Here is a 22158-nt window from a genome sequence, read left to right as displayed (position 1 = left end):
GTCGCTGATCTGTATTCAGATCATTACAATTTTATATTGTAAAAGGGGTCTTAGCTCAGCTGGGAGAGCATCTGCCTTACAAGCAGAGGGTCATAGGTTCGAGCCCTATAGGCCCCATTTGGCGAGTCAGCCATAGATGCCGCAGTGGCGGAACTGGCAGACGCACAGGACTTAAAATCCTGCGGGACTAATCTCCCGTGCCGGTTCGATTCCGGCCTGCGGCATTTACGTGAAAAAGGTATTTCTGTATTTACAGAGATACCTTTTTTTGTTACGCTGTATACATAAGATAAGAAATGAAAACAGAATAATAAATAGGAGATGAAGAAAACATGATCAGAAAAGCAGGACATGAATTGGTCCTTTATTATAATCCGGAAGTCTCATCCAAGGTGATGAAATTAAAAGGAGTTCTGGTACGCATGGGAGTGCGTATCCGTAATGTGGCACCGGAGCAGGTGCTTCAGCCGGTGGGAACGCTTGCCGGGATTTCCGGTTATGAGCGTCCAGAGAATGGGGCTGTGCAGGAAACAGAGCTTCCGGCTATTCCGGATGAGATGCTGGTGATGCATGGCTTTACCGGCCGCAGGATCGATGAGCTTTTACTTGGGCTGCGAAAAGCGGGAGTGCCGAAGGTGGAACTGAAGGCTGTTGTGACAGAAAGTAATGCCGGCTGGACTTTTTATCATCTGTATGAAGAAATCAAAGAAGAGCATGAGCGTATGAAGCAGAGAGAAGATGAACAGGGAAAGGCATAACATGGGAAAGTGTGGCTGGGAAGGACATAAGCAGAACATGACGGAAGGAAACAGAGCAGAAGACCCGGAAAATGTGAGACAGAAAGATGGAAGGAGCATTATAAGACAGGCTGTGCTGGCTCTTCTTCTATGCGGTGTGGCAGCTCTGGTGGCCTGTGCGCCTGTTAAAGAACCCGAACGGAAGGAAAAGACAGTTCTGCAGCTCTGGCATTATTGGGACCGGGAAGAATCCAGGCAGTGTCTGGCAAAACTGGTTCAGAAATTTAATGACACGCATCAGGACGTTGAAATTCAGATTAACTATATTGCAGATGAGGATTTTAAGAAACGTCTGGTTCTGGCAGCTGCCGATGGGGAACAGCCGGATCTGGCCATTGTAGATTCTTCCGATATCCAGTACTATGATAAAGCTGGAATCCTTAAGGATCTGTCATCAGAAATGAAAGCAGAGAACTATCTTTCCAGGGCGCTTATCAGCTGCCGCACGAAGGATGGCCGTCTGGTTGGGCTGCCATTGGGTCTCAACTGCCTGATATTTTATTACAATAAAGATATTTTGAAGCAGGCTGGAGTCGGAGTGCCCACAACTCTGGAGGAGTTTGTGACAGCTGCGGAAGCGGTTACCTCAGACCAGGTGTCCGGCTGCGCATTTCCGGCATTGCAGAGTGAGGAGAGCAGTTTCTGTTTTTTGCCTATTCTCTGGAATTATGGCGGAAGCCTGGCACAGATCGATTCTCCGGCAGGCAGACAGGCCTTTGGATTTTTAAAGCAGCTGGCGGAGAACAGGGCCCTCAGTGAGGATAATGTGAATATGACAATTTCGGATATTGCGTGGGAGTTTGCAAACGGAAATATTGCCATGGCATTTATGACATCCGGTTACGAGAATGAGATCCGGAAAGAAAATCCGGATTTGCATTTTGCCACGACAAAGCTGCCGTGTGGAGAAAATTCCGTTACGATCAGCGGAGGCGAAGTACTCACAGTGACCTGTGCGGAGCACGAAAAAGCAGCAAGAGAGTTTGTAAGGTTTATGGAACAGCCAGAGCAGACAGAGCTATATCTGGACAGTGCGGGATATCTGGCAGCCCGCAGGGATCTTTTAAAAAAGCAGGTCCAGACCGATCCGGCAAAGAAGGCTTACTGGAGTTATCTGAAGCAGGCGAAGCTTAGGGAAATAGAGCCCTACTGGCCTTCCCTGTCCATGGAAGTCGCGGAGAGCATTAACCGGGTCATTTTGGGCGAAGATACCCAGGATGAGTTAGAGCAGCTTTCAGAGCGTATCAGCCGCATCAGGAGGGCGAAATATGAAAAAGAATAGAAGCCTCCGGTCTATGATTTTTTTCCTGGCTGTAGTGTTGATTATTCCAATTCTGTGCTTTACGCTTTATCTACAGGTTCAGACCTGGATGACGATGAAGCATAATCTGCAGAGGGAGCTGGAAGGAGAACTGAATACTGCCAATCACACGCTGGAGATGGTCATAGATAAGTATGATATGGTGCTTTACGATTTCTGTACGGATGATGAGATCATAAAGCTGGTGGAGCAGATCAATGAGTCAGAAAAGCCTTCGGATGCGGTAAAATATCAGATCCGCCGCAACCTGGTCCATATCTGCAACCGGAATGTCGGAGTGGAGGGGATTACCCTGATCACGGAATCCGGTACGGTCTGTTTTTATGATAAGGAAGCATCCTCCTTTGTCTCCACAAAATGGGCAAACAAGATTCCGAAGGTTGATATGCAGGATCAGATGGCTGTGTATCAGGGAAGCTCTTATGTGCTTGGAACAGAAAACCAGCCGGTTCATATGCTTCAGCTGACCAGGCGTCTGGCAGATTACAGAAACATCAACCGTCAGATCGGTATAGTGGTTCTCAGTGTAAATCAATCTGTGCTGTGGGATGATATCCAGGTCAGTGACAAATCTACAGTTTATATCTGTGAATCAGACCAGATTATCGCGGCGGCGGACCCTGACCAGATCGGAAAAAGTATTGCTGTAAAGTCGCAGCGCGGTTATCGTGTGCTGAAGACAAAGAATGATAAAACAGGCTGGAATGTATACCATTTTTATTCTAAGGTACAGTATGACCAGCAGATCAAGGCTAATATCTGCATAGGTCTGGGATCGATGGTGGCTCTGATGCTGTTGTCAACGGTGCTGCTTACATTTATGATGAGGCCGGTGCTGGATCTGGTGGGACAGCTGGTGTATGCCATGTCGGAAATTGAAAACGGTAATTTTGATGTTCAGATACCCAGTGTAGAGCATCCGACCAACGAAGTGGAACGTATTGTGGCCGGTTTTAATGAGATGTCCGGTCAGTTAAAGCAGCTGGTCGAGAAGGTAAAGCAGTCTACAGTGGATCAGAAAAACGCAGAGCTTCAGGCTATGGAGGCCCAGATTGATCCGCATTTTCTGTATAATACACTGGATACCATCAACTGGAAGGCGCTGGAGCACGATGATTTTGAGGTCAGCAATATGGTGGGGGCGCTGGCGGATATCCTGCGCTATTCCATCCGCAATCCGGGGGATATGGTGAGCATCGGGCAGGAGCTTTCCTGGCTGGAACGTTACACGATGCTGCAGAAGGAAAAGCTGGACCAGCCGCTCATGATAAAAACAGAAGTGCCGGAGAAACTGATGGGGTACCGGATCCACAAGCTGCTTTTGCAGCCTTTTGTTGAGAATGCCATCAATCATGGATTTCGGCGGATGACAAAGCCATGCTGCATTGAGATAACCATGAAGCTTTTCGGTGCGCAGCTTTATATCCGGATCCGTGATAACGGCTGCGGCCTGCCGCAAGAGCTTGTAAATGAGCTGAATAATAAAAACAGCAGTGATGGAAATCATGTAGGTGTGGCGAATGTAAGAAAGCGGCTGGAGCTCTATTATGGGGAAGAGCATGAGATGTATTTTGAGAGCCGGGAAGGAGAAGGAACCAGTGTGCATCTGTTTATCTGCGCAGAAGGGGGGAGACGAGCAGAATGAAGATTATCATAGTGGAGGATGAAAAATCGATCCGGAATGGTCTGGTAAAAATGCTGCCGAAATTGGATCCGGAATATGAGGTCATTGGTTCAGCCAAGGATGGATCGGAAGGATACCAGCGCATCCTGGCTGAACAGCCGGATCTTGTGATCATGGATATTGAAATGCCGGAGATGGACGGCCTGACTATGCTGGAAAAGCTGAGAAAAGAAGGGTTTACAGGGAAAGCTGTGGTACTGACGGCTTATTCCGATTTTTCCTATGCGAAGCGGGCCATTGAGCTAGGCATTGAAAACTACCTGTTAAAGCCGATCAAGCTTGAGGAACTGAAAAAAACGCTGGAGACTGCCAGTACCTCCTTAAGGCAGGAAGCAGATACACGCAAGATTCAGGAAAAGCTGTTGTCACTGGAACAGATCTTTCGTTCAGCACTTCTGGCGGAGCTTACCGTGGATGAGGAACTGGAGGTCTATGCAGAAACTACCTACGGCATTGACAGCCACGGTACCTTTGCCATTCTGACGGCATATTTAAGTGACTACTATGATGACTATTATGAGCCTGCAGAGCGGTTTCTGGAGCCGTATCTGACAGCAGGAAGCGAGTATTCCGTCTGTATGCTGACTACAGTACACCACAGATCCATCGTGATAGTCTTTTATAATATGAAGGATCCGGAAAAAATCCGCAGCTGGTGCGAAAAGCTGGTGATCCCATCGGCCTACAGCAATCTGAAGCACCCGCCGATCTTTGGCTGGACAGTCTGCCAGGGCCTGACGGAGTTTGCCTCTGCTCTTGAGAGGATGGAGCAGGTCCGTATGTGGAAGCTTTGCTTTCCGGAAGGAAAGCTGATGACGGAAAAACAGATCAGTGCCGTCCAGACAGTGCCGCTCAAATATTCCCTGGATCTGGAGTCTCAGTTAAAGCAGGCGGTGGTGAAGCGGGACCGGGCTGCCTATGACCGCATACTGGAGCAGATCATGGCATACTGTGTAGAGGAACCGCATCACCCGGATGAGATCCGCGAAGCCTGGGCGAGGCTTGTGGTGGCTATGATCGCAGTCGCGGATTCCATGGGCCGGGTGACAGATCACATTTCCATGCGTCATATTGTGGGGGAACTATCTCAGGCAATTTCCTGGCAGCGTATCCGTGAGCTGATGCAAAACTTTTATGATGCGATTACCGGCGGACAGGATCAGCCGGAGAGCGTCAGCCTGCTGGTAAAGCGTGCCCTGTCCATGATCGAGACCTATTACAGCCAGGGCATCACGCTGGAGGAGCTGGCAGAGCGGCTGTGTGTGACCGATGAGTATTTAAGCACGCTGATCAAAAAAGAAACCGGCATATCCTTTACGGAGACCGTGCGGAAAATGCGCATCGAGCGCATCAAGGAGCTGCTTTTGCATTCCAGCCTGAAATTAAACCAGATCGCGGAAATGGTAGGCTATTCCGATCCAAAGTACATGAGTAAGGTATTTAAGGAAGAAGTGGGCATGCTTCCGGCACAGTTTCGGAAACAGAATCATTGACAAAGGAATAACACCTTAAATAGTTACTCCTTTTTAAAAAATTTCCTCTTTGCATTTCTGACGAAAATGGTAGAATAATGTCAACATGAAAAACAAGACATTATATTCATTGACTATATTTGATTTTATTCAATTTTAGAAGGAGTGACCATTATGAGAGAGATGAATCTGACTTTCCGTAATCCGGATGAGGTACTTGATTTTGTTAAGACTGTAGAGCAGTATCCGTTTGACATGGATCTTTGCCGCGGCAGTGTTGTCGTTGACGCGAAATCCTTACTTGGCATCATGAATCTGGGGTTCAACCAGATCGTGAGCTTAAAAATCTACAGCAACGACTGCAATGAGCTTTTCCAGAACATCGAAAAGTACAAAGCAGCATAACCCAGCAGATTTTCAATTTATTTGTTCCCCCATACCAGACAGAATAGCTTCGGCTGTTCTGTCTTTCATTTTATAAAAAATTGTGGTAGAATCCATATAATTATTATTTATAAAGAAGAAAGACAAGGAGAGAAAGATGTACAAGATCGTTTCGCGGTTACTCATTTACGGTGATATGCCGAAGGATACCATTCTGATGGAACTGGCCGACATCATCCGGAAGACAGACGACAAGAGCCAGACCAAGGAGGAACTGGTTACCAGAACCTTTACCCAGATCAAGCACCTGCTTCAGGTGGCGACAGATTATGCTTTCGATAAAAACCTGTGGCAGAATTATCTGACCTTTCTGCTGATTACCAATGAAAATCCCTTCAGCATCACCTGTGAGAAGGTGGGCGCGAATGAGGGAAGTGTTAATTACTTTGCCAAAAGTGACTTCAGGGCATTTATGGAGCTGTTCCATTATGATTTCAGCGCGCTGGAGGAGTACCTGGGCATTGACTGCTTTACCCGCCTGTCAAACTATAAGGCCATTGGCAAGAAGGAACTGATGTACAATAAGAACGTCAGCGAGAAGGTACGGATGTTAAGCGAAAAGCTGGCGGCAGCAGCAGATGAGAATGAATTCTTTGATGCGGTGACTGGTTTTTACAAGGCGTATGGCGTCGGCATGTTCGGCCTCAACAAGGCATTCCGCATCCAGTCCAGAGAGGATGGCGGCGTGAACTTCTGTGCCATCAACAATATGGATGCTGTCATGCTGGATGACCTGATCGGCTATGAGATCCAGAAGAAAAAGCTGGTTGACAATACCCTGGCCTTCGTAGAGGGGAAAAAGGCAAACAACGTGCTGCTGTTCGGTGACAGCGGTACCGGCAAGTCAACCAGTATCAAAGCAATTGTCAATGAGTTTTACGATCAGGGACTGCGCATGATCGAGATTTACAAGCACCAGTTCAAGGATCTCTCTGCTGTCATCGCCCAGATCAAGAACCGCAATTACCGTTTCATCATTTATATGGATGATCTGTCCTTCGAGGAATTTGAAATCGAGTACAAGTTCTTAAAGGCAGTGATTGAGGGCGGCGTGGAGACCAAGCCGGACAACATCCTGATCTATGCAACCTCCAACCGCAGACATCTTATTAAGGAAAACTGGAGCGACCGCGACGATGTGGAGAGCCAGAACGGCATGCACCGTTCCGATACCATGGAGGAGAAGCTGTCCCTGGTAAACCGTTTCGGCGTGACCATCAATTACTCCAAGCCATCCCAGAAGGAGTACTTCAATATCGTGGTAGAGCTGGCACACAGGGCAGGTCTTACCATGTCAGATGACGAACTCCGCGCGGAAGCCAACAAATGGGAGTTAAGCCATGGCGGAATTTCCGGACGTACCGCGCAGCAGTTTATCAATTATCTGCTGGGAACGGTATAAAAGCATGCTGTCATAAATGGAATACATGGCCGGAGAATGGCGTATTTAAGCCATTTTTCGGCCATCTGCAAAATTTGCAAAAATTTTTGCGAAAAAGTTTTTAAAAAGTGTTGACAAAACGGCAAACCTGCGGTATCATATACATCGTTGCAGCGAACAAGAGCTCAACAAACTAAATAATATGTGTGCGTAGCTCAGCTGGATAGAGCACTTGGCTACGGACCAAGGTGTCGGGAGTTCGAATCTTCTCGCGCACGTATTGAAAGGCATTCTCATAAGAGAATGCCTTTTTCCTTTTATAAATTCTATTTTTCTGCGGCTTTCTGTCTTCGGTAAAGCGTTGTCCGGTGGATTCCAAGAGCCTGTGCTGCTTCGCTGAGCTTTCCGTTGTGGCGGGCAATCACGTGTGCAGTTGTATTCGTAATTGCCCGATCATTACCGTAGCTTTAATGCTTCTGATCATCGTGGCAACCGGTCAGACTTATCTCCCGGTATAAGCTGCATGCAGATCCAGACACCCTTTTGCGACAGAACCGCGGAAGGGTGTTCTGTTTTCCAGGAATCTATGTAATCTGAAAGGAGAATCAGTATGAGCTTTAAGTATATTTTATTGGAGAAAAAAGACGGGATCGCAACCATCACATTTCACCGTCCGGAGGCGTTGAATGCGCTCAATAGTGAGGTGCTGGCAGATCTTGACGCTGTAGTAGACGATGTGATCGCAGATGATGAGGTTCGTGTGGTCGTCTTTACCGGAGAGGGCAAGTCTTTTATTGCCGGTGCGGACATTAAGGAGATGGACGGAGACACGGCGCTGGAGGCAATTCGCTATTCCAGAAAGGGATCTGCCGTATTCCGTAAGATTGAACTGATGGATAAGCCAACCATTGCGGCCGTGAATGGCTATGCTTTTGGAGGAGGCTTTGAGTTCGTTCTTTGCACGGATATCCGCTTTGCCTGCAGCAAGGCGAAATTCCGTCTTCCGGAGGTAACCCTTGGTATTGTTCCGGGATTCAATGGTACACAGCGTCTTCCGAAATGCATTGGCATGAACAAGGCAAAAGAAATTCTGTTTACCGGCAAAATGCTGACAGCTGCAGATGCGCTGGAGCTTGGGATCCTGAATCATGTAACGGAACCGGAACAGCTGATGGATGAGGTCTATGCGATGGCAGGCCAGATCGCGGATAATTCCGCATCGGCTATCTCCCTGGTGAAGGCGGCAGTCAACGCCGGGGCCGATATGGATATCGATATCGGAAAGAATATTGAGCTTGGCTATATGGCCGCATGCTTCGGTACACCGGACCAGATTGAGGGCTTTGCTTCCTTTAAGGAGAAGAGAGCAGCAAAGTTCCGCTAATGATGTGATGACAGAATAGGAAAAGTGTGCTCATACCTCCTTCGTTTCTGTCCGTTATTCCGGGTTGCTAAAAAAACGGAATTCCTTTATAATTGTGGTAGAAATGACAGAATATTTGCCTATATGAACCTGAAACCAGGAAAATAAGCAAGAGGGGAAGGCGAATTATGATACCACAGGAAACCATGAGCAGCGACGAAATTTATGAGGAGCTGTGTAATAAAATAGAGAAACTGGTCTATCTGCCGGGAGACAAGATCAGTGAAAATGAGCTTTGCAGGCAGTACGGAGTCTCCCGCCACATCATCCGGACTGTCATCAGCCGGTTAAAGGAGCGTATGCTTCTGACCGTGTATCCGCAGAGAGGTACGTTTGTAAGTCTGATCGACATGAAGAGCGTGGAGCTGATCCTGTTTATCCGGGAGTCGGTGGAGCAGGAGGCAATCCGTCTGCTGCAGTTTGAAAAGCAGGAGGTCCGTGACCGGATGAGCGAAGCCATGAAGGCCTGTATCGAGCGCCAGAGAACAGCCATTTCTGAGAATATCGACATGGATGCGTTCTATCTCCTGGACAATGAATTTCACGGCTGTCTTCTGGAAGCTGTTGGAAAGAAGGATGTCATGGAAATCATCCGGGAGGATTATATCCATTTCCGGCGCTGGAGAAACTTCTATGTAGTCAGGAGCGGAAGGCAGAGAGAAATCATAGAGGAGCACACTGCACTGATGCATGCTCTGGTAAAGAATGAAACCAAGGAGGCCCATGAGATCCTGCACATGCATCTGAATACCGAAAACCGTCTGCGCCATATCCGCGAGAAAGTGTCACCGGAATATTTTATCTACCACTAAAATAGACAAAAGCGGAAAATGAAAATCAGCAGTATTGCCGAAAGTTCGGAAATCTGAAAATAATGTTTGCAAATGAATCGGAAAGGTGTTAAGTTATTAACAGAAAAAACTTGTCGACAAGTACGCAAGAAAAAAGCGCAGCATGAAAGCCGCGCTTTTTCTGCGGCGAAAGAATGCTTGAACAGAGGAGTTGTTTGTTATGAGGCTGATTAAAAAGACCATTGCGGAATGTCTCAGAAGCCGGGTCAGGGAAAGCGCGGACCGCATTGCGCTGGAGGCAGATAAGCAGCAGTATACCTGGAAAGATATTGACACGCTCAGTGACTATATGGTAGGAAGAATGCTTTCCTGCGGAATAAAAAAGGGTACGCACGTTGCCATCTGGAGCACGAATTCCCCAAACTGGATCATTGTATTTCTGGCCCTGAGCAAAATTGGCACGGTTCCTGTGCTTCTGAATACCTGCTACAGTACAGAAGAGCTGGAGAAGGTGATCCGCTATGCAGATGCAGAGTTTGTCTATTACGGGGAGGGCTACAAAAAGCTGGTATATGAGGATATGGTGGCACACCTTTCCGTGAAGCTGGAGGGGACTGTAAAGCGCTGGATCTATATTGGCCGCGATACAGAAAGACACTGGATGACAGAGAAGAGCTTTGTGTTTGCTGAGCGCATGAAAAAGGCAACGAAGGAGATCGGAGGATATATCCGGCAGGTAAAACCGGAGGATACGGCGGCTATTCTCTTTACCTCAGGAACTACGGCTATGCCGAAGGGGGTTATGCTGAGTCACTACAACCTGGTCAACAGCGCGTTGGAGCTGTGCAGCCATATGGGGTGGGCGGCAGAAGATAAAATGCTGATCGCAGTGCCGCTGTTTCACTGCTTTGGCCTGACTGCAAGCCTTCTGGCCAGTATCCATGCGGGATGCTGTATGCATACGATCGAATACTACAAGACCCTGACTGTGTTAAAGACTGTGCAGGAACATCGCTGCACGCTGTTAAACGGAGTGCCGTCCATGTTTCTGGCTATCATCCGCAATCCGGTCCATACGGAATACGATCTGAGCAGCTTAAGAAACGGAATTATTGCCGGATCCCCGGTCAGTGAAGAAGAATATTATGCGATCCGCCGGGAAATTCCGGGACTAATCCTCCATGCTTCCTATGGACAGACAGAAACGTCACCATGCGTCAGCATCAGTGATGCGGCGGATTCGGAAAAGGAACGTGCCACAACGGCAGGACGGGTGCTGCGTCACTGCGAGGTCCGTATTGCCGGGCCGGATGGAAGCTGGCTTTCATCCGATCAGGACGGAGAAATCTGTGTGCGCGGTTATAATGTCATGCAGGGATATTACCGGCTTCCGGAGGAAACGGCAAAGGTGATCGATGCGGAAGGATGGCTGCATACGGGAGACCTGGGACACCTGGACGCGCGGAATTTTCTGTATATTACAGGCCGGATGAAGGAAATGATCATCCGCGGGGGAGAAAACATTTCTCCGCGTGAGATTGAACAGGTGGTGCAGAGCTATCCGGGAATCCGGGAGGTAAAGGTGATCGGACTGCCGGCTGAGGTTCTGCAGGAGATGATCGTGGTATGTATCATTCCGGAGGAGGGACTTACTATCAGCAATGCCGGCCTCATGACTCATATGGAAAACCATCTGGCTTATTACAAGCTGCCGGCCCATATCGTACGCATGGACTCATTTCCGATGAATGCCAGCGGAAAGGTTATTCTGGGAGAATTAAAAAAGCAGGCGGCAGAAATTATCCGCACAAATCCGGAGATCACCAGCACGGAGCCGCTGAGGACCCGTTAAAGTGCAGCGAAAGCTTATTCAGCACAGAAGCCCTGATAAAGTGCACAAAAATGGATGAGCAAATTCGTTAAAATAGGGGAAAATGCCGCGCTTATACATGTAACTATAGACATGTCATAACCGATGTGTTATAATTTGAATATATGTTAGAGAAATAACAAACAAAACAAACAAAGCAGTTCCAAAAGGAGGCAAATCATGATTCTTTCTGCGAAATATGAGTTAATGAGAAAGAACTTCCGTAACTTTGCGGAGACGGAGTTTACGACCGAGATTCAGGAAAAGCTGGATAAAGAGGGCGGATTTGATACAGAAATGTATAAGAAAATGGCCAGATATGGTTTTCCAGGCATTAAGATTCCGGTAAAATACGGCGGTCAGGGTGGTGACAGCCTGGCATATGTTCTGATGAATGAAGAATTTGCCAGAATATGTCCGGTTCTTGCTATCTATGCAAATACGTCCAACTCTCTTGGCGGAGGTCCTCTTCTTGCCTGCGGCAATGAGGAACAGCTTCAGAAATATCTGGTCCCGGTGGCAAAGGGTGAGAAGCACATCTGCTTTGCGCTGACTGAGCCGGGGGCAGGCTCCGATGCTGGCAGCATGACCACAAGAGCGGTTGAGGACGGTGACTACTATGTGCTGAACGGACGTAAGTGCTTCATCTCCGGCGCACCGATCGCAGATTACGCTGTTGTCTTTGCAAAGACAGATCTGACCCAGAAGGGAGCAAAGGGTATCTCCATTTTCCTGGTAGATATGAAGCTTCCGGGTGTTTCCTGCGGCAAGCCGGAGGCCAAGATGGGTATCAACGGATATCCGACCAGTGACATCGTATTTGAGAATGTAAGAGTACATAAGAGCGACCTGGTAGGCCCGTTAAATAAAGGTTATGCAGTCGCAATGTCCACCCTGGACGGCGGACGTCTTGGCGTTGCCGCACAGTCTCTTGGTATTGCCCAGGGCTGTCTCGAGGAAGCAACCAACTACGCAAAGGAGAGAAAACAGTTTGGCAGGCCAATCTCCTACAATCAGGGAATCAGCTTTATGCTGGCCGATATGGCTACTGAGATCGAAGCAGCGCGCTGCCTGATCTACAACACCGCTATGGCAAAGGATGCAGGTGACAAGAATGCTTCCGTTATGTGCTCCATGGCTAAATATTACGCATCTGAGATGGCAAACCGCGTAGCAGGCAAGGCAATCCAGATCCACGGTGGTTATGGTTTTATCAAAGAGTACAAGGTAGAGCGTCTGTACCGCGACGCACGCGTCATGACTCTGTATGAAGGAACCAGCCAGGTACAGCAGATCGTTATTTCCAGAAGTCTGTTAAAGTAGGAGGAAGTTTAGAATGAGAATTTATGTATGTGTAAAACAGGTTCCTGATACATCAGGAAAAGTTGCTGTCAAAGCAGATGGAACCCTGGACCGCGCATCCATGCAGACCATCATCAATCCGGATGACCTGGCTGCTACGGAGGCAGCTCTGGAATTAAAGGATGCTACCGGATGCCAGGTAACTGTAGTTACCATGGGACCGCCGCCGGCAGAGGGCATGTTAAGAGAGCTGATTGCCATGGGCGCAGACGATGCAGTACTGATCTCCGGCCGTGAGTTTGGAGGCTCTGATACCTTTGCTACTTCCCAGATCATCGCAGGCGCACTGCACAACCTTGGGATAGGTCCGGACGATGTTATCTTCTGCGGACGCCAGGCAATCGATGGCGATACTGCGCAGGTTGGTCCGCAGATCGCGGAAAAATTAAACATTCCGCAGGTTACCTACGCGGCAGACATCAAAAAAGAGGGCAACTGCCTGACTGTAAAACGTCTTCTGGAGGATGGTTATATGACCGTGCAGGTTCAGACTCCGTGTCTGGTTACCTGTGTCAAAGAGTTAAACGAAGTTCGCTACATGACCGTAAAGGGAATTCTGGAGTGCTGGGACAAACCTTTAACTGTTCTGGACTACAACGCACTGAAAGATGAGCCGCTCATCGATCCGACCACCATCGGACTGAAGGGCTCACCGACCAATGTATTCCGTTCCTTTACACCGCCGCAGAAGGGTGCTGGACAGATTCTTGGCGGTACCGCAGAAGAGGCTGCAAAAGAGCTTGCAGGCCTGCTGGCAAAGAAACACGCAATCTAGGAACAGGGAGGAAATGAATATGTCTTATAATAGTGCTGAGATCAATGAATTCAGTGATATCTGGGTATTCTGTGAGCAGCGTGAAGGCAAGCTGATGAATACCGATTTTGAACTGATCAGCGAAGGCAGAAAGCTGGCAGACGAGAGAGGCTCAAAGCTCGTAGGCATTCTGCTTGGCGGTGAGGGAATCGAGAATAGTGCAAAGGAGCTGGGCGGATACGGTGCAGATAAAGTCATCGTATGCGCAGACCGGAACCTGGAGGTTTACACCACCGATGCATACAGCAAGGTCCTGTGCGATGTGGTTATGGAAAAGAAACCGGAAGTCCTCCTGATCGGCGCATCCAACATTGGTCGTGACTTAGGTCCGAGAGTAGCTGCAAGACTGCATACCGGACTGACTGCAGATGCAACCCATCTGGATATCGACATGGATCGTTATATCCAGTTCTTAAAGGAGTCTTCCACCATCGATCTGGAAAAAATCAAATTTAACATGGAGGACACCAACTTAAAGATGACCCGTCCGGCATTCGGCGGCCATCTGATGGCAACCATCATCTGCCCACGCTTCCGTCCGTGTATGTCCACGGTACGTCCGGGTGTTATGAAAAAGGCTGAGTTCGATCAGACAAAGGCGGATGCCTGCGAGATCGAGATGGCTCAGTTCTCCTTGAATGATGAAGACTTAAGAACCAAGGTTCTCGAAGTAGTAAAAGAAACCAAGAAGCTGGTTGACCTGATCGGCGCAGATATTGTTGTCAGTGTTGGACGCGGAATCAGCAAGGATCCGGAAAAGGGAATCAGGCTGGCAGAGGAGCTGGCAGAGGCTCTTGGCGGCGGTGTTGTAGGCGCATCCCGTGCCGTAACCGATGCAGGCTGGCTTTCATCTGACCATCAGGTGGGACAGACCGGTAAGACCGTACACCCACGTATCTATGTTGCACTTGGTATCTCCGGTGCTATTCAGCATAAGGCAGGAATGCAGGATTCTGAGATCATCATCGCAGTGGACAGCAATGAGACCGCTCCGATCTTTGAATGTGCGGATTACGGCATTGTAGGAGACCTGTTTGAGGTTGTTCCGCATATGATCGAGGAGATCCGGGCAGCAAAAGAAGCCAAGTAAAAATTTAAAGAATAACCAATAGGGTCCGAAGGTTCGGTCAGACTATACAGAATAAGCAGATGCTGTGAAATTTTGTACTTCATTCGCTCCGCCGCCTATTGCCAGACCTGCGAGCAAAACTCGCGTGCTTTGCACGCTCAGACAATGCTCTCCGGTCTGGCGCTATGCTCGCTCATGAAGAAAATTCCAACGCATCTGCTTATTCTGTATAGTCTGACCGAACCTTCTACTGTATTGGTTATTCTACGATAATAATAAACGCAGCCAGAACGTTGCTGACGAAAGCCTGTAAATTCGGCTTTTATCTAATCGTAGCGTTCTGGCTGCGTTTTCTTTTTATGGCAGAGTTAATATAGGCTGTAGCTTCTATTTTTTGTAGCAGGGCCAATAAAGTAGGAAGTGAATGAGACCGCTTTCCGGGATTTTCAGCATATCAGGTGTTTGCATCTTGAACACACGTGTACGAATGCAGCGGATGTAGTCCGATGCAGGCGAACGCGTGTTGTGAGAGCAAGCAAACAACGATATGTGAAAATAGAGGAAGGCGGTCTCATTCTCTTCCGGACTTTTATTCGTTCCGTCCTATAATTGCAATTTACCTGCGGTTGACAGCAGCAAAATTCTGACGTAGAATGGTAAAAAATGAAAGCAGCGGGGAGAAGTAAGTATGATTTATGCGAAATCTGGTGAGAGTCATCCGAATACGTCAGATGAAATTTTTGAACAGATGCTGAACCGGATCATCCAGCTGCGCCTGGAGCCTGGACAGCTGATCAGCGAGAATCAGATGTCTGCGGAGTACGGAGTGTCCCGCTCGGTCATCCGCACTGTGTTTACGCGTCTTAAGCAGCTTGGTTTTATTGAGATTTATCCGCAGCGGGGTACCTACGTCAGTCTCATGGATTTAAGCCATATCGCGGATCTTCTGACATTGCGTACAGCGGTGGAAAAGGAAGTCCTCTATGAGATTTTTACCGAACTGGGCGAAGCAGAGCGCAGCCAGATGCTGAAACGGCTGGAAGCGAATCTGAAGGAACAGGAGAAATACCGGGATGAGGCCGATTACTTTGGCCGTTTTCCGGAGCTGGATGCCGAATTCCATAAGATTATGATCGACAGTGTAGGACGCAGCGCCATGATGCGCATGTTGGATAGCCTGATGCTGCACCTCGCGCGCTGGCGAAACTTTGATGTGGCTTTCGATAATCGTGTGCCGCAGCTGATCGAGGAACACAAAAAGATAGTTGAGGCTATTGCGGAAGGGAACATCCAGAAAGCTCAGGAATGCATGGGAAGGCATCTGGAAACGATCACAGCCATTGCGGACAGGGCTACGGCCAAGTATCCGACCTATTTCAGGAATGGTTGATCCGATCTGTTATAGAAAGGAAGAGACGGAATATGCAAAGAAGCGCATAGTTCCGTCTTTTTCTTTGCTTTTCAGGCAGTTGCTCCGGAAACGAGAGTGTTTAAAAATAAACAAAAAACGATAGATTTATGTAAACTGAAAGAAACAAAAGAAATGGTGTGCAAATAAAATTCCGGTGAAAAACACAAAAAATACAAAGAAACTATTTACATTCATTGATGAATTTGATAGTATAGGGTCATGAGTTGAGCTGTTTGTTGGCGATATTGAGGAATCGTACAACAAATTTTTTTGGCGTTTATCTTGTATACTAGAATACCATAGTATGAAACGTAAGCAAGACGCCGTTTTTATTTGCTCAAACTTGTTTAATTTTTAACAACTGCAAAGAAGGCATAGAAATAACAGCTGAAAATTTTGAAGAGGTGTCAGTTATGTATACACTGGGAATTGATATTGGCTCTACTACATCCAAGGCAGTGATCCTGAAGGATGGAAGCGAAATTGTGGCATCCTCCATTGTGGTAGCTACTGTCGGAACAGACGGAGTCAGCAAGGCGCTGGAAAATGTAATGAAAGAAAGCGGTCTTACGCAGGCAGATATGGCATGCACCGTGGCAACCGGATACGGACGCCAGACCTATGACGGGGCAGATTATCAGGTTAGTGAGCTGACCTGTCACGCACTGGGTGTCCACTATGTTTGTCCGGGCGCAAGAACAGTAATCGATATAGGAGGCCAGGATGCCAAGGTTCTTTCCCTGAATGAAGAGGGACGCATGATCAATTTTGTTATGAATGACAAATGCGCGGCAGGAACCGGCAGATTCCTGGATGTTATGGCAAATATCCTGAAGCTTGATATTTCCCAGCTGGAAACCGAAGCCGCAAAAGCAGTAAAGCCGGCAAGCATCTCCAGCACCTGCACGGTATTCGCAGAGTCCGAGGTAATTTCCCAGCTGGCATCCGGAACTGATATCCCGGATCTTGTAGCAGGCATCTGCCAGTCCGTGGCAACCAGGGTTGCATCTCTGGCAAAGCGTGTAGGCATCCGCGAGGAGGTCTGCATGAGCGGCGGCGTGGCGCAGAACGGCGGTGTCCGCAATGCCATGGCAAAGGAGCTTGGCGTGGAAATCTACTACGACAAGCGGGCACAGGAACTTGGAGCTCTCGGCGCAGCGCTTTACGCGTACGGAAAGAGCAGCTAGTCATAGATCAAACAGAAAGCTTACCGTGTTCCTTTGCGGAGGACGCGAGCTGATACAGACCGGACAGACGCCGCAAGTGACGTGCGGACGGCCAGAACCTATTTAAGTTTAGGAAATGAAAATGTATAAAGGAGGTTTTTCACAATGGCTGAAGAAGTAAAAAAGAGCAGACCAGCACCAGATCCGAACTCAGCAAAGTTTAAGCTGGGCCAGATCGCGGCAAAGGCTTACAGTGATGCGATGGAGGCCAAAAAACGCGGAGAGATGGTTGGCTGGTGTGCTAGCAACTTCCCGGTAGAGATCCCGGAGACCCTTGGACTGTATGTCTGCTACCCGGAAAACCAGGCAGCTGGTATTGCAGCAAGAGGCGGCGGTGAGAGAATGTGTAACGAGGCAGAGGGCGAGGGCTACTCCAACGATATCTGCGCATATGCACGTATCTCCCTTGCTTATGCAAAACTGAAATCCGCTCCGGAGCAGGATATGCCGATGCCGGACTTCGTACTTTGCTGTAACAACATCTGTAACTGCATGATCAAATGGTACGAAAACCTGGCAAAAGAGCTGAACATCCCAATGTTCATGATCGATATTCCGTTCAACCCGGATTACGAGGTATCCGATGCGGAGACCGAGTACATCAAGGCTCAGTTCTGGGATGTTATCCATGGTCTGGAAGCGTATACCGGCAAGAAATGGAGCGATGAGCGCTTCAAAGAGGTTATGGCTTCCTCCGGACGCGCAAGCCGCGCATGGATCGAGGCAACCTCCCAGGCAAAATATGTTCCATCTCCGTTTAACGGATTTGACCTGTTAAACCACATGGCAGTTATGGTTACCGCACGTGGTAAAGAAGAGGCAGGCGACGCTATGGAAACCCTGTTAAAAGAGTACAAAGAGAACCATGAAAAGGGCACTTCCACTTTCCGCGCAGAAGAGAAATACCGTATCATGTTCGAAGGTATTGCATGCTGGCCGTGGCTGCGTGTTACCTCTACCGGCTTAAAGGGCAGAGGCATCAACATGGTAACCACCATTTATGCTGACGCATTCGGCTTCATCTACGATGACTTTGACGGAATGTGCCGTGCATACGCAAACGTTCCGAATGCCATGAACCTTGAGCATGCCAGAGACAAACGCATCAGGCTCTGCAAGGATAACCATGTAGAAGGTCTGTTAGTACATACCAACCGCTCCTGCAAGCTGTGGTCCGGATTCATGCCGGAGATGAGCCGTCAGATCGGCGAGGCATGCGGCATCCCGGTTGTTTCCTTCGATGGCGACCAGGCTGATCCGAGAAACTTCTCTGAGGCACAGTACGATACCCGCGTACAGGGCCTGACAGAGATCATGGAAGCAAACAAAGGAGGGAAATAGAGATGGCAGCAAAGGAATTATTAGCACAGCTTCATGAAGTTGCTGCAAATCCGAGAAAACAGCTGGACAAATATCTGGCTGAAGGTAAGAAGGTCGTTGCAGTAACCTATTATACACCGCAGGAGATCGTTCATTCCATGGGCCTGGTACCGATGGGTGTCTGGGGCGCAGACATGGAGATCAACGAGGCAAAGAAATATTATCCGGCATTTATCTGCTCTATCATGCAGACAATCCTGGAGCTGGGAATCAAGGGCGAGTATAAGGGCATTTCTGCTATCATCATCCCGTCTCTGTGTGACTCCTTAAAGACTCTGGGCCAGAACTGGAAATACGCAGTAAAGGATATCCCGTTCATCCCGATGACCTATCCGCAGAACCGGAAACCGGATTTCGGCATCAAGTTCACCAAGGCCGGTTATGAGAGAGTCATCAATGACCTGACCGTTGCAACCGGAGCACACTTCTCCGAGTTCGCGCTGTCTGAGTCCATTAAAGTATACAACGAGCACAACGCAGCTATGAGAGCATTCTCCGAAGCAGCAGCAAATGCAGATATCACCGCGGCTGAGAGAAGCGATGTATTCAAGAGCGCATGGTTCATGCTTCCGGAAGAGCATACCGCAATTGTAAAAGAACTGACTGCTGAGCTCTTAGCCGGTCCGAAGAGCACCCGCACAGCCCGTGTTCTGGTAAGCGGCATTCTGGCAGATGCTCCTGGCATGTTAAAGATCTTCGACGACAACGGCATCCAGATTGTTGCAGATGATGTTGCGAACGAGACCAGACAGTATCGTACCGATACCCCGGAAATGACGAATCCGGTAGACGCACTGGCACAAAAATTCGCAAACATGGACAACTGCACACTCCTTTATGATAAGGAAAAGAAACGTGTGGATTATATCATTGAGCAGGCAAAGGCCCATGACGCAAAGGGCATCATCGTTCTGATGACCAAGTTCTGTGATCCGGAGGAGTTTGATTACGTTCCGATCAAGAGAGCATGCGAGCAGGCAGGCATCCTGAACTTAAATATCGAGGTTGACCGTCAGATGGTAAACTACGAGCAGGCAGCCACCATGATCCAGGCGTTCAAGGAGATGCTGTAACAAAATGTTGATCGAGAGGCGGGCCGGAATCGTCCGCTTTGCGATATAAAAGAAACTGTGGGAACTATGTCAGGCGGGAAGCCTTTCATAGAACAGGATTTGCAGAAAAAAATAGGGGGATGGCATTATGATTAGTAAAGACAAAATGTCCGTAACAGTAGGTGTTGCATTTGTGTGGTTTACGACACAGTTCGGCGGCGGTTTTGCATCAGGCAACCAGCTTCGTCAGTATTTCGTACAGTTCGGAATCTGGGCATTCGTAACCTGTATCATGACTCAGTTTTTGGGTGCTTTTTTCCAGTGGTATGCACTGAAATATGCAAAAAAGCATGAGGTATACGATTACAGAAGCTTTAACAACAGTTTTTACGGCAAGTACGCACCGATTTTTTCCAATCTGTATGAGCTGGTATATATTGTGACGATCTGCGTAGCTCCGGCAGCAGCATTCGCAACCGGCGTCAGCACTATGGAAAGTGCGTTTGGCATTAATCACTGGGTTGGAACGATCTTTGTAGGAATCTTTATTTTTGCGGTAGCTGTATATGGCACCAACGTAGTACGTAAAGTGGCTGCTACTTTATCGGTACTGATTGTTGCGGGACTGTTGATCGTTTATATTCCGAATATCATCGCACAGTGGGGTGATATTTCCGCAAACATTTCCGCGAGCATGGCAAATCCGGCACCGTTTGGCAAGGCACTGTGGATCGGCTTCGTATATGCAGCCTTCCAGCTGGCATCCATCGGTCTGTTAGTACAGCACGCAAAACCGTTCGCATCTCCGGATGACGCGAAGACCTCTATGGTTCAGGGATTTTTCGTAAACGTTCTGATTTGCCTGATGGCTGTTGTTGGTCTGATGGCAATTGCAAATGATCCGAACTTCGCAACCGAGAGCATTCCGCTGCTGATCCTGGTAAACAGAGGTGTGGCACCGGGCGTGCTTCGTCCGATCATTTCCATCCTGATCGTACTTGGTTCTGTATCTACTGCAGTAAACATGATCGCAGGTATGTCCAACCGTGTATGTTCTTCCTTGGACAAAAACTTTGATCCGACTGCAAAACCGGGTGTAAAGGTTATCGTTGTTACCCTGATCTGTACCGTAGTAGCATTCGGTATTGCTCAGCTGGGTCTGAATAAGATCGTGGCAGTAGGCTACAAGTACCTGGGCTATTTAACCATTCCGGTTATCATGATCCCATATCTGGTACATATGGTAGCTACCAAGTTCGATACCAAAGACTGAATCTGTTAGGAACATTATATTTTTCAAAAAGGAGTGTAACATAAAATGAGCAAACCATTGGAAGGTGTAAAAGTTATTGAGCTGGCAACCTTTATCGCTGCGGCAACCGCAGGCAGATTTATGGCTGACCTTGGAGCAGATGTTATTAAAATTGAGTCCGCAAAGGGTGATCCGTTAAGATATACCGCTCCGTCTGAGGGACGTCCGTTAGATATGTATGAGAATACAACCTGGGATCTGGAGAATGGTAATAAGAGATGTATCTCCCTGAACATGAAAACTCCGGAGGGCAAGGAGGCATTCTTCAAGCTGCTGGATTCCGCAGATGTCCTGATCACCAACTGGCGCGTACAGGCTCTTCAGAGAGCTGGTCTTGACTATGAAACCTTAAAGGAAAGATATCCGAAGCTGGTTTATGCAATCTGTACCGGTTATGGTGAGTATGGTCCGGATAAGGATCTTCCGGGATTTGACTTTACCGCATTCTTCGCAAGAGGCGGATACTTTGAGACTCTGCGTCAGAGAAGCGATGTCCCGTTCAACGGTGCACCTGGTGTCGGTGACCACAACGTAGGTATGAACCTGGTAGCAGGTATTCTGGCTGCATTATATCAGGCAAAGACCAAAGGTGTCGGTGAGAAGGTTGAGACCTCCCTGTTTGAGAGTGCTGTATACAACATGGGCATGATGGTTCAGGCATCCAACTATGAAGGTATTGCACAGCAGTATCCGATCAACATCCGCAATGGTGCTAACCCGTTCAACTCCGCATGGCATACCGCAGATGACCGTTATATTCAGACCTGTATGCCGGATTACAACACCTATTACAAGAAGTTCATTGCAGCAGTAGGCCGTGAGGATCTGGTAGAGAATGAGAATTACTTCCCGATCCTGACCTGTCAGGAAAAGGGTCTGACTACGGAAGTTTATGATATTGTTATGGAAGCTTTCGAAAAGAAGACCGCAGCAGAATGGAGAGAAATCCTGACTGCAGCAGATATTCCGTTCGCACTGTGCCAGAACTGGATCGAGATCCGTAACGATAAGCAGGCAGAAGCAAATCACTGCTTCTACGATATGACCTATTCTAATGGCAATACCAGAAGACTGGTTCGTACACCTGTTAAGTTTGAAAATATGGGTGTTCCGGATTACAGACGTGGACCGTTAATCGGTGAGCAGGGTGTTGATGTTCTGAAGGAAATCGGTTATAATGATGAGCAGATTGATGCACTGAAAGCAAACGGAACTCTTTATATCTGGGAAGATCCGAAAAAAGCATAATGAGTGTTCCTTAGCATTGTAGTAAGGAAGCAGGGCTGCGCAGGCGCAGAAGCCACGCAGCCCTCTATGCGGCAATGACTTGTATACAAGTTGGAGAGAAC

The 22158-nt window shown here is 48.2% G+C and carries 19 protein-coding genes and 3 tRNA genes; all 22 read left to right on the top strand.

The genetic code is table 11. The features are described 5' to 3' along the window. Positions 1-44: 44 nt before the first annotated feature. Positions 45-117, top strand: a tRNA-Val gene (locus DW819_RS10860). Between the two features lie 21 nt (positions 118-138). Then, a tRNA-Leu gene (locus DW819_RS10855) sits at positions 139-224 on the top strand. A 108-nt stretch (positions 225-332) separates the two neighbouring features. Beyond that, entirely contained in the window at positions 333-758 is a 426-nt protein-coding gene (locus tag DW819_RS10850) for a DUF3783 domain-containing protein (protein WP_118733300.1), read from the top strand. Then, on the top strand, positions 739-2079 hold the full coding sequence (locus DW819_RS10845; RefSeq protein ID WP_118733299.1) for an extracellular solute-binding protein: 1341 nt from the start codon (positions 739-741) through the stop codon (positions 2077-2079). The genes DW819_RS10850 and DW819_RS10845 overlap by 20 nt, the downstream gene beginning before the upstream one ends. Then, the gene (locus DW819_RS10840) at positions 2066-3763 is read left to right on the top strand and encodes a histidine kinase (protein ID WP_118733298.1); all 1698 of its coding nucleotides are present in this window, start codon (positions 2066-2068) and stop codon (positions 3761-3763) included. The genes DW819_RS10845 and DW819_RS10840 overlap by 14 nt, the downstream gene beginning before the upstream one ends. Further along, positions 3760-5295, top strand: a complete 1536-nt coding sequence (locus DW819_RS10835) for a response regulator (protein WP_118733297.1) — start codon at positions 3760-3762, stop codon at positions 5293-5295. The genes DW819_RS10840 and DW819_RS10835 overlap by 4 nt, the downstream gene beginning before the upstream one ends. A gap of 153 nt (positions 5296-5448) precedes the next feature. Then, the gene (locus tag DW819_RS10830) at positions 5449-5679 is read left to right on the top strand and encodes an HPr family phosphocarrier protein (RefSeq protein WP_118733296.1); all 231 of its coding nucleotides are present in this window, start codon (positions 5449-5451) and stop codon (positions 5677-5679) included. 136 nt (positions 5680-5815) lie between these two features. Next, positions 5816-7120, top strand: coding sequence for an ATP-binding protein (locus tag DW819_RS10825; RefSeq protein WP_118733295.1), 1305 nt, complete (start codon positions 5816-5818; stop codon positions 7118-7120). A gap of 183 nt (positions 7121-7303) precedes the next feature. Beyond that, positions 7304-7377: transfer RNA gene (locus tag DW819_RS10820), tRNA-Arg, on the top strand. Positions 7378-7467: 90 nt separating this feature from the next. Further along, the gene (locus tag DW819_RS15950) at positions 7468-7617 is read left to right on the top strand and encodes a hypothetical protein (RefSeq protein ID WP_243025802.1); all 150 of its coding nucleotides are present in this window, start codon (positions 7468-7470) and stop codon (positions 7615-7617) included. A gap of 92 nt (positions 7618-7709) precedes the next feature. Further along, complete coding sequence (locus DW819_RS10810; protein WP_118733293.1) at positions 7710-8483, top strand: enoyl-CoA hydratase-related protein; 774 nt, start codon at positions 7710-7712, stop codon at positions 8481-8483. Between the two features lie 167 nt (positions 8484-8650). Continuing rightward, positions 8651-9334: a GntR family transcriptional regulator gene (locus tag DW819_RS10805; protein WP_118733292.1), complete on the top strand. Its 684-nt coding sequence runs from the start codon at positions 8651-8653 to the stop codon at positions 9332-9334. A gap of 199 nt (positions 9335-9533) precedes the next feature. After that, entirely contained in the window at positions 9534-11165 is a 1632-nt protein-coding gene (locus DW819_RS10800) for an AMP-binding protein (RefSeq protein ID WP_118733291.1), read from the top strand. A 198-nt stretch (positions 11166-11363) separates the two neighbouring features. Then, positions 11364-12506 carry an acyl-CoA dehydrogenase family protein gene (locus DW819_RS10795; RefSeq protein ID WP_118733290.1) on the top strand — a complete coding sequence of 381 codons (1143 nt, stop codon included), beginning with the start codon at positions 11364-11366 and terminating at the stop codon, positions 12504-12506. A gap of 13 nt (positions 12507-12519) precedes the next feature. Further along, the gene (gene acrB, locus DW819_RS10790; RefSeq protein ID WP_118733289.1) at positions 12520-13320 is read left to right on the top strand and encodes an acryloyl-CoA reductase electron transfer subunit gamma; all 801 of its coding nucleotides are present in this window, start codon (positions 12520-12522) and stop codon (positions 13318-13320) included. A 19-nt stretch (positions 13321-13339) separates the two neighbouring features. After that, on the top strand, positions 13340-14449 hold the full coding sequence (gene acrA, locus DW819_RS10785) for an acryloyl-CoA reductase electron transfer subunit beta (RefSeq protein ID WP_118733288.1): 1110 nt from the start codon (positions 13340-13342) through the stop codon (positions 14447-14449). 667 nt (positions 14450-15116) lie between these two features. Next, positions 15117-15818, top strand: a complete 702-nt coding sequence (locus tag DW819_RS10780) for a GntR family transcriptional regulator (protein WP_118733287.1) — start codon at positions 15117-15119, stop codon at positions 15816-15818. A 434-nt stretch (positions 15819-16252) separates the two neighbouring features. After that, positions 16253-17026, top strand: coding sequence for an acyl-CoA dehydratase activase (locus DW819_RS10775; RefSeq protein WP_118733286.1), 774 nt, complete (start codon positions 16253-16255; stop codon positions 17024-17026). Positions 17027-17170: 144 nt separating this feature from the next. Then, a complete protein-coding gene (locus DW819_RS10770; RefSeq protein WP_118733285.1) occupies positions 17171-18406 on the top strand; it encodes a 2-hydroxyacyl-CoA dehydratase family protein in 1236 nt (411 codons plus the stop codon). Between the two features lie 2 nt (positions 18407-18408). Further along, on the top strand, positions 18409-19518 hold the full coding sequence (locus tag DW819_RS10765) for a 2-hydroxyacyl-CoA dehydratase family protein (RefSeq protein WP_118733284.1): 1110 nt from the start codon (positions 18409-18411) through the stop codon (positions 19516-19518). 127 nt (positions 19519-19645) lie between these two features. Next, on the top strand, positions 19646-20770 hold the full coding sequence (locus DW819_RS10760; RefSeq protein WP_118733283.1) for a hypothetical protein: 1125 nt from the start codon (positions 19646-19648) through the stop codon (positions 20768-20770). A 45-nt stretch (positions 20771-20815) separates the two neighbouring features. Next, positions 20816-22057 carry a CaiB/BaiF CoA-transferase family protein gene (locus tag DW819_RS10755; RefSeq protein ID WP_118541781.1) on the top strand — a complete coding sequence of 414 codons (1242 nt, stop codon included), beginning with the start codon at positions 20816-20818 and terminating at the stop codon, positions 22055-22057. Positions 22058-22158 lie beyond the last annotated feature (101 nt).

It is taken from the genome of Clostridium sp. AM33-3 (genome assembly GCF_003480315.1).
GTDB lineage: Bacteria > Bacillota > Clostridia > Lachnospirales > Lachnospiraceae > Brotaphodocola.
This window is presented reverse-complemented; position numbering and strand designations above follow the sequence as displayed.

Excerpts from the sequence above, each read along its gene's own strand:
- DW819_RS10770 (WP_118733285.1), top strand. The coding sequence starts at position 17,171 with ATGGCTGAAGAAGTAAAAAAGAGCAGACCAGCACCAGATCCGAACTCA.
- DW819_RS10795 (WP_118733290.1), top strand. The coding sequence starts at position 11,364 with ATGATTCTTTCTGCGAAATATGAGTTAATGAGAAAGAACTTCCGTAAC.
- acrB (WP_118733289.1), top strand. The coding sequence starts at position 12,520 with ATGAGAATTTATGTATGTGTAAAACAGGTTCCTGATACATCAGGAAAA.
- DW819_RS10840 (WP_118733298.1), top strand. The coding sequence starts at position 2,066 with ATGAAAAAGAATAGAAGCCTCCGGTCTATGATTTTTTTCCTGGCTGTA.
- DW819_RS10755 (WP_118541781.1), top strand. The coding sequence starts at position 20,816 with ATGAGCAAACCATTGGAAGGTGTAAAAGTTATTGAGCTGGCAACCTTT.
- DW819_RS10800 (WP_118733291.1), top strand. The coding sequence starts at position 9,534 with ATGAGGCTGATTAAAAAGACCATTGCGGAATGTCTCAGAAGCCGGGTC.
- DW819_RS10765 (WP_118733284.1), top strand. The coding sequence starts at position 18,409 with ATGGCAGCAAAGGAATTATTAGCACAGCTTCATGAAGTTGCTGCAAAT.
- DW819_RS10835 (WP_118733297.1), top strand. The coding sequence starts at position 3,760 with ATGAAGATTATCATAGTGGAGGATGAAAAATCGATCCGGAATGGTCTG.
- DW819_RS10775 (WP_118733286.1), top strand. The coding sequence starts at position 16,253 with ATGTATACACTGGGAATTGATATTGGCTCTACTACATCCAAGGCAGTG.
- DW819_RS10805 (WP_118733292.1), top strand. The coding sequence starts at position 8,651 with ATGATACCACAGGAAACCATGAGCAGCGACGAAATTTATGAGGAGCTG.
- acrA (WP_118733288.1), top strand. The coding sequence starts at position 13,340 with ATGTCTTATAATAGTGCTGAGATCAATGAATTCAGTGATATCTGGGTA.
- DW819_RS10780 (WP_118733287.1), top strand. The coding sequence starts at position 15,117 with ATGATTTATGCGAAATCTGGTGAGAGTCATCCGAATACGTCAGATGAA.
- DW819_RS10850 (WP_118733300.1), top strand. The coding sequence starts at position 333 with ATGATCAGAAAAGCAGGACATGAATTGGTCCTTTATTATAATCCGGAA.
- DW819_RS10760 (WP_118733283.1), top strand. The coding sequence starts at position 19,646 with ATGATTAGTAAAGACAAAATGTCCGTAACAGTAGGTGTTGCATTTGTG.
- DW819_RS10825 (WP_118733295.1), top strand. The coding sequence starts at position 5,816 with ATGTACAAGATCGTTTCGCGGTTACTCATTTACGGTGATATGCCGAAG.
- DW819_RS10845 (WP_118733299.1), top strand. The coding sequence starts at position 739 with ATGAACAGGGAAAGGCATAACATGGGAAAGTGTGGCTGGGAAGGACAT.
- DW819_RS10830 (WP_118733296.1), top strand. The coding sequence starts at position 5,449 with ATGAGAGAGATGAATCTGACTTTCCGTAATCCGGATGAGGTACTTGAT.
- DW819_RS10810 (WP_118733293.1), top strand. The coding sequence starts at position 7,710 with ATGAGCTTTAAGTATATTTTATTGGAGAAAAAAGACGGGATCGCAACC.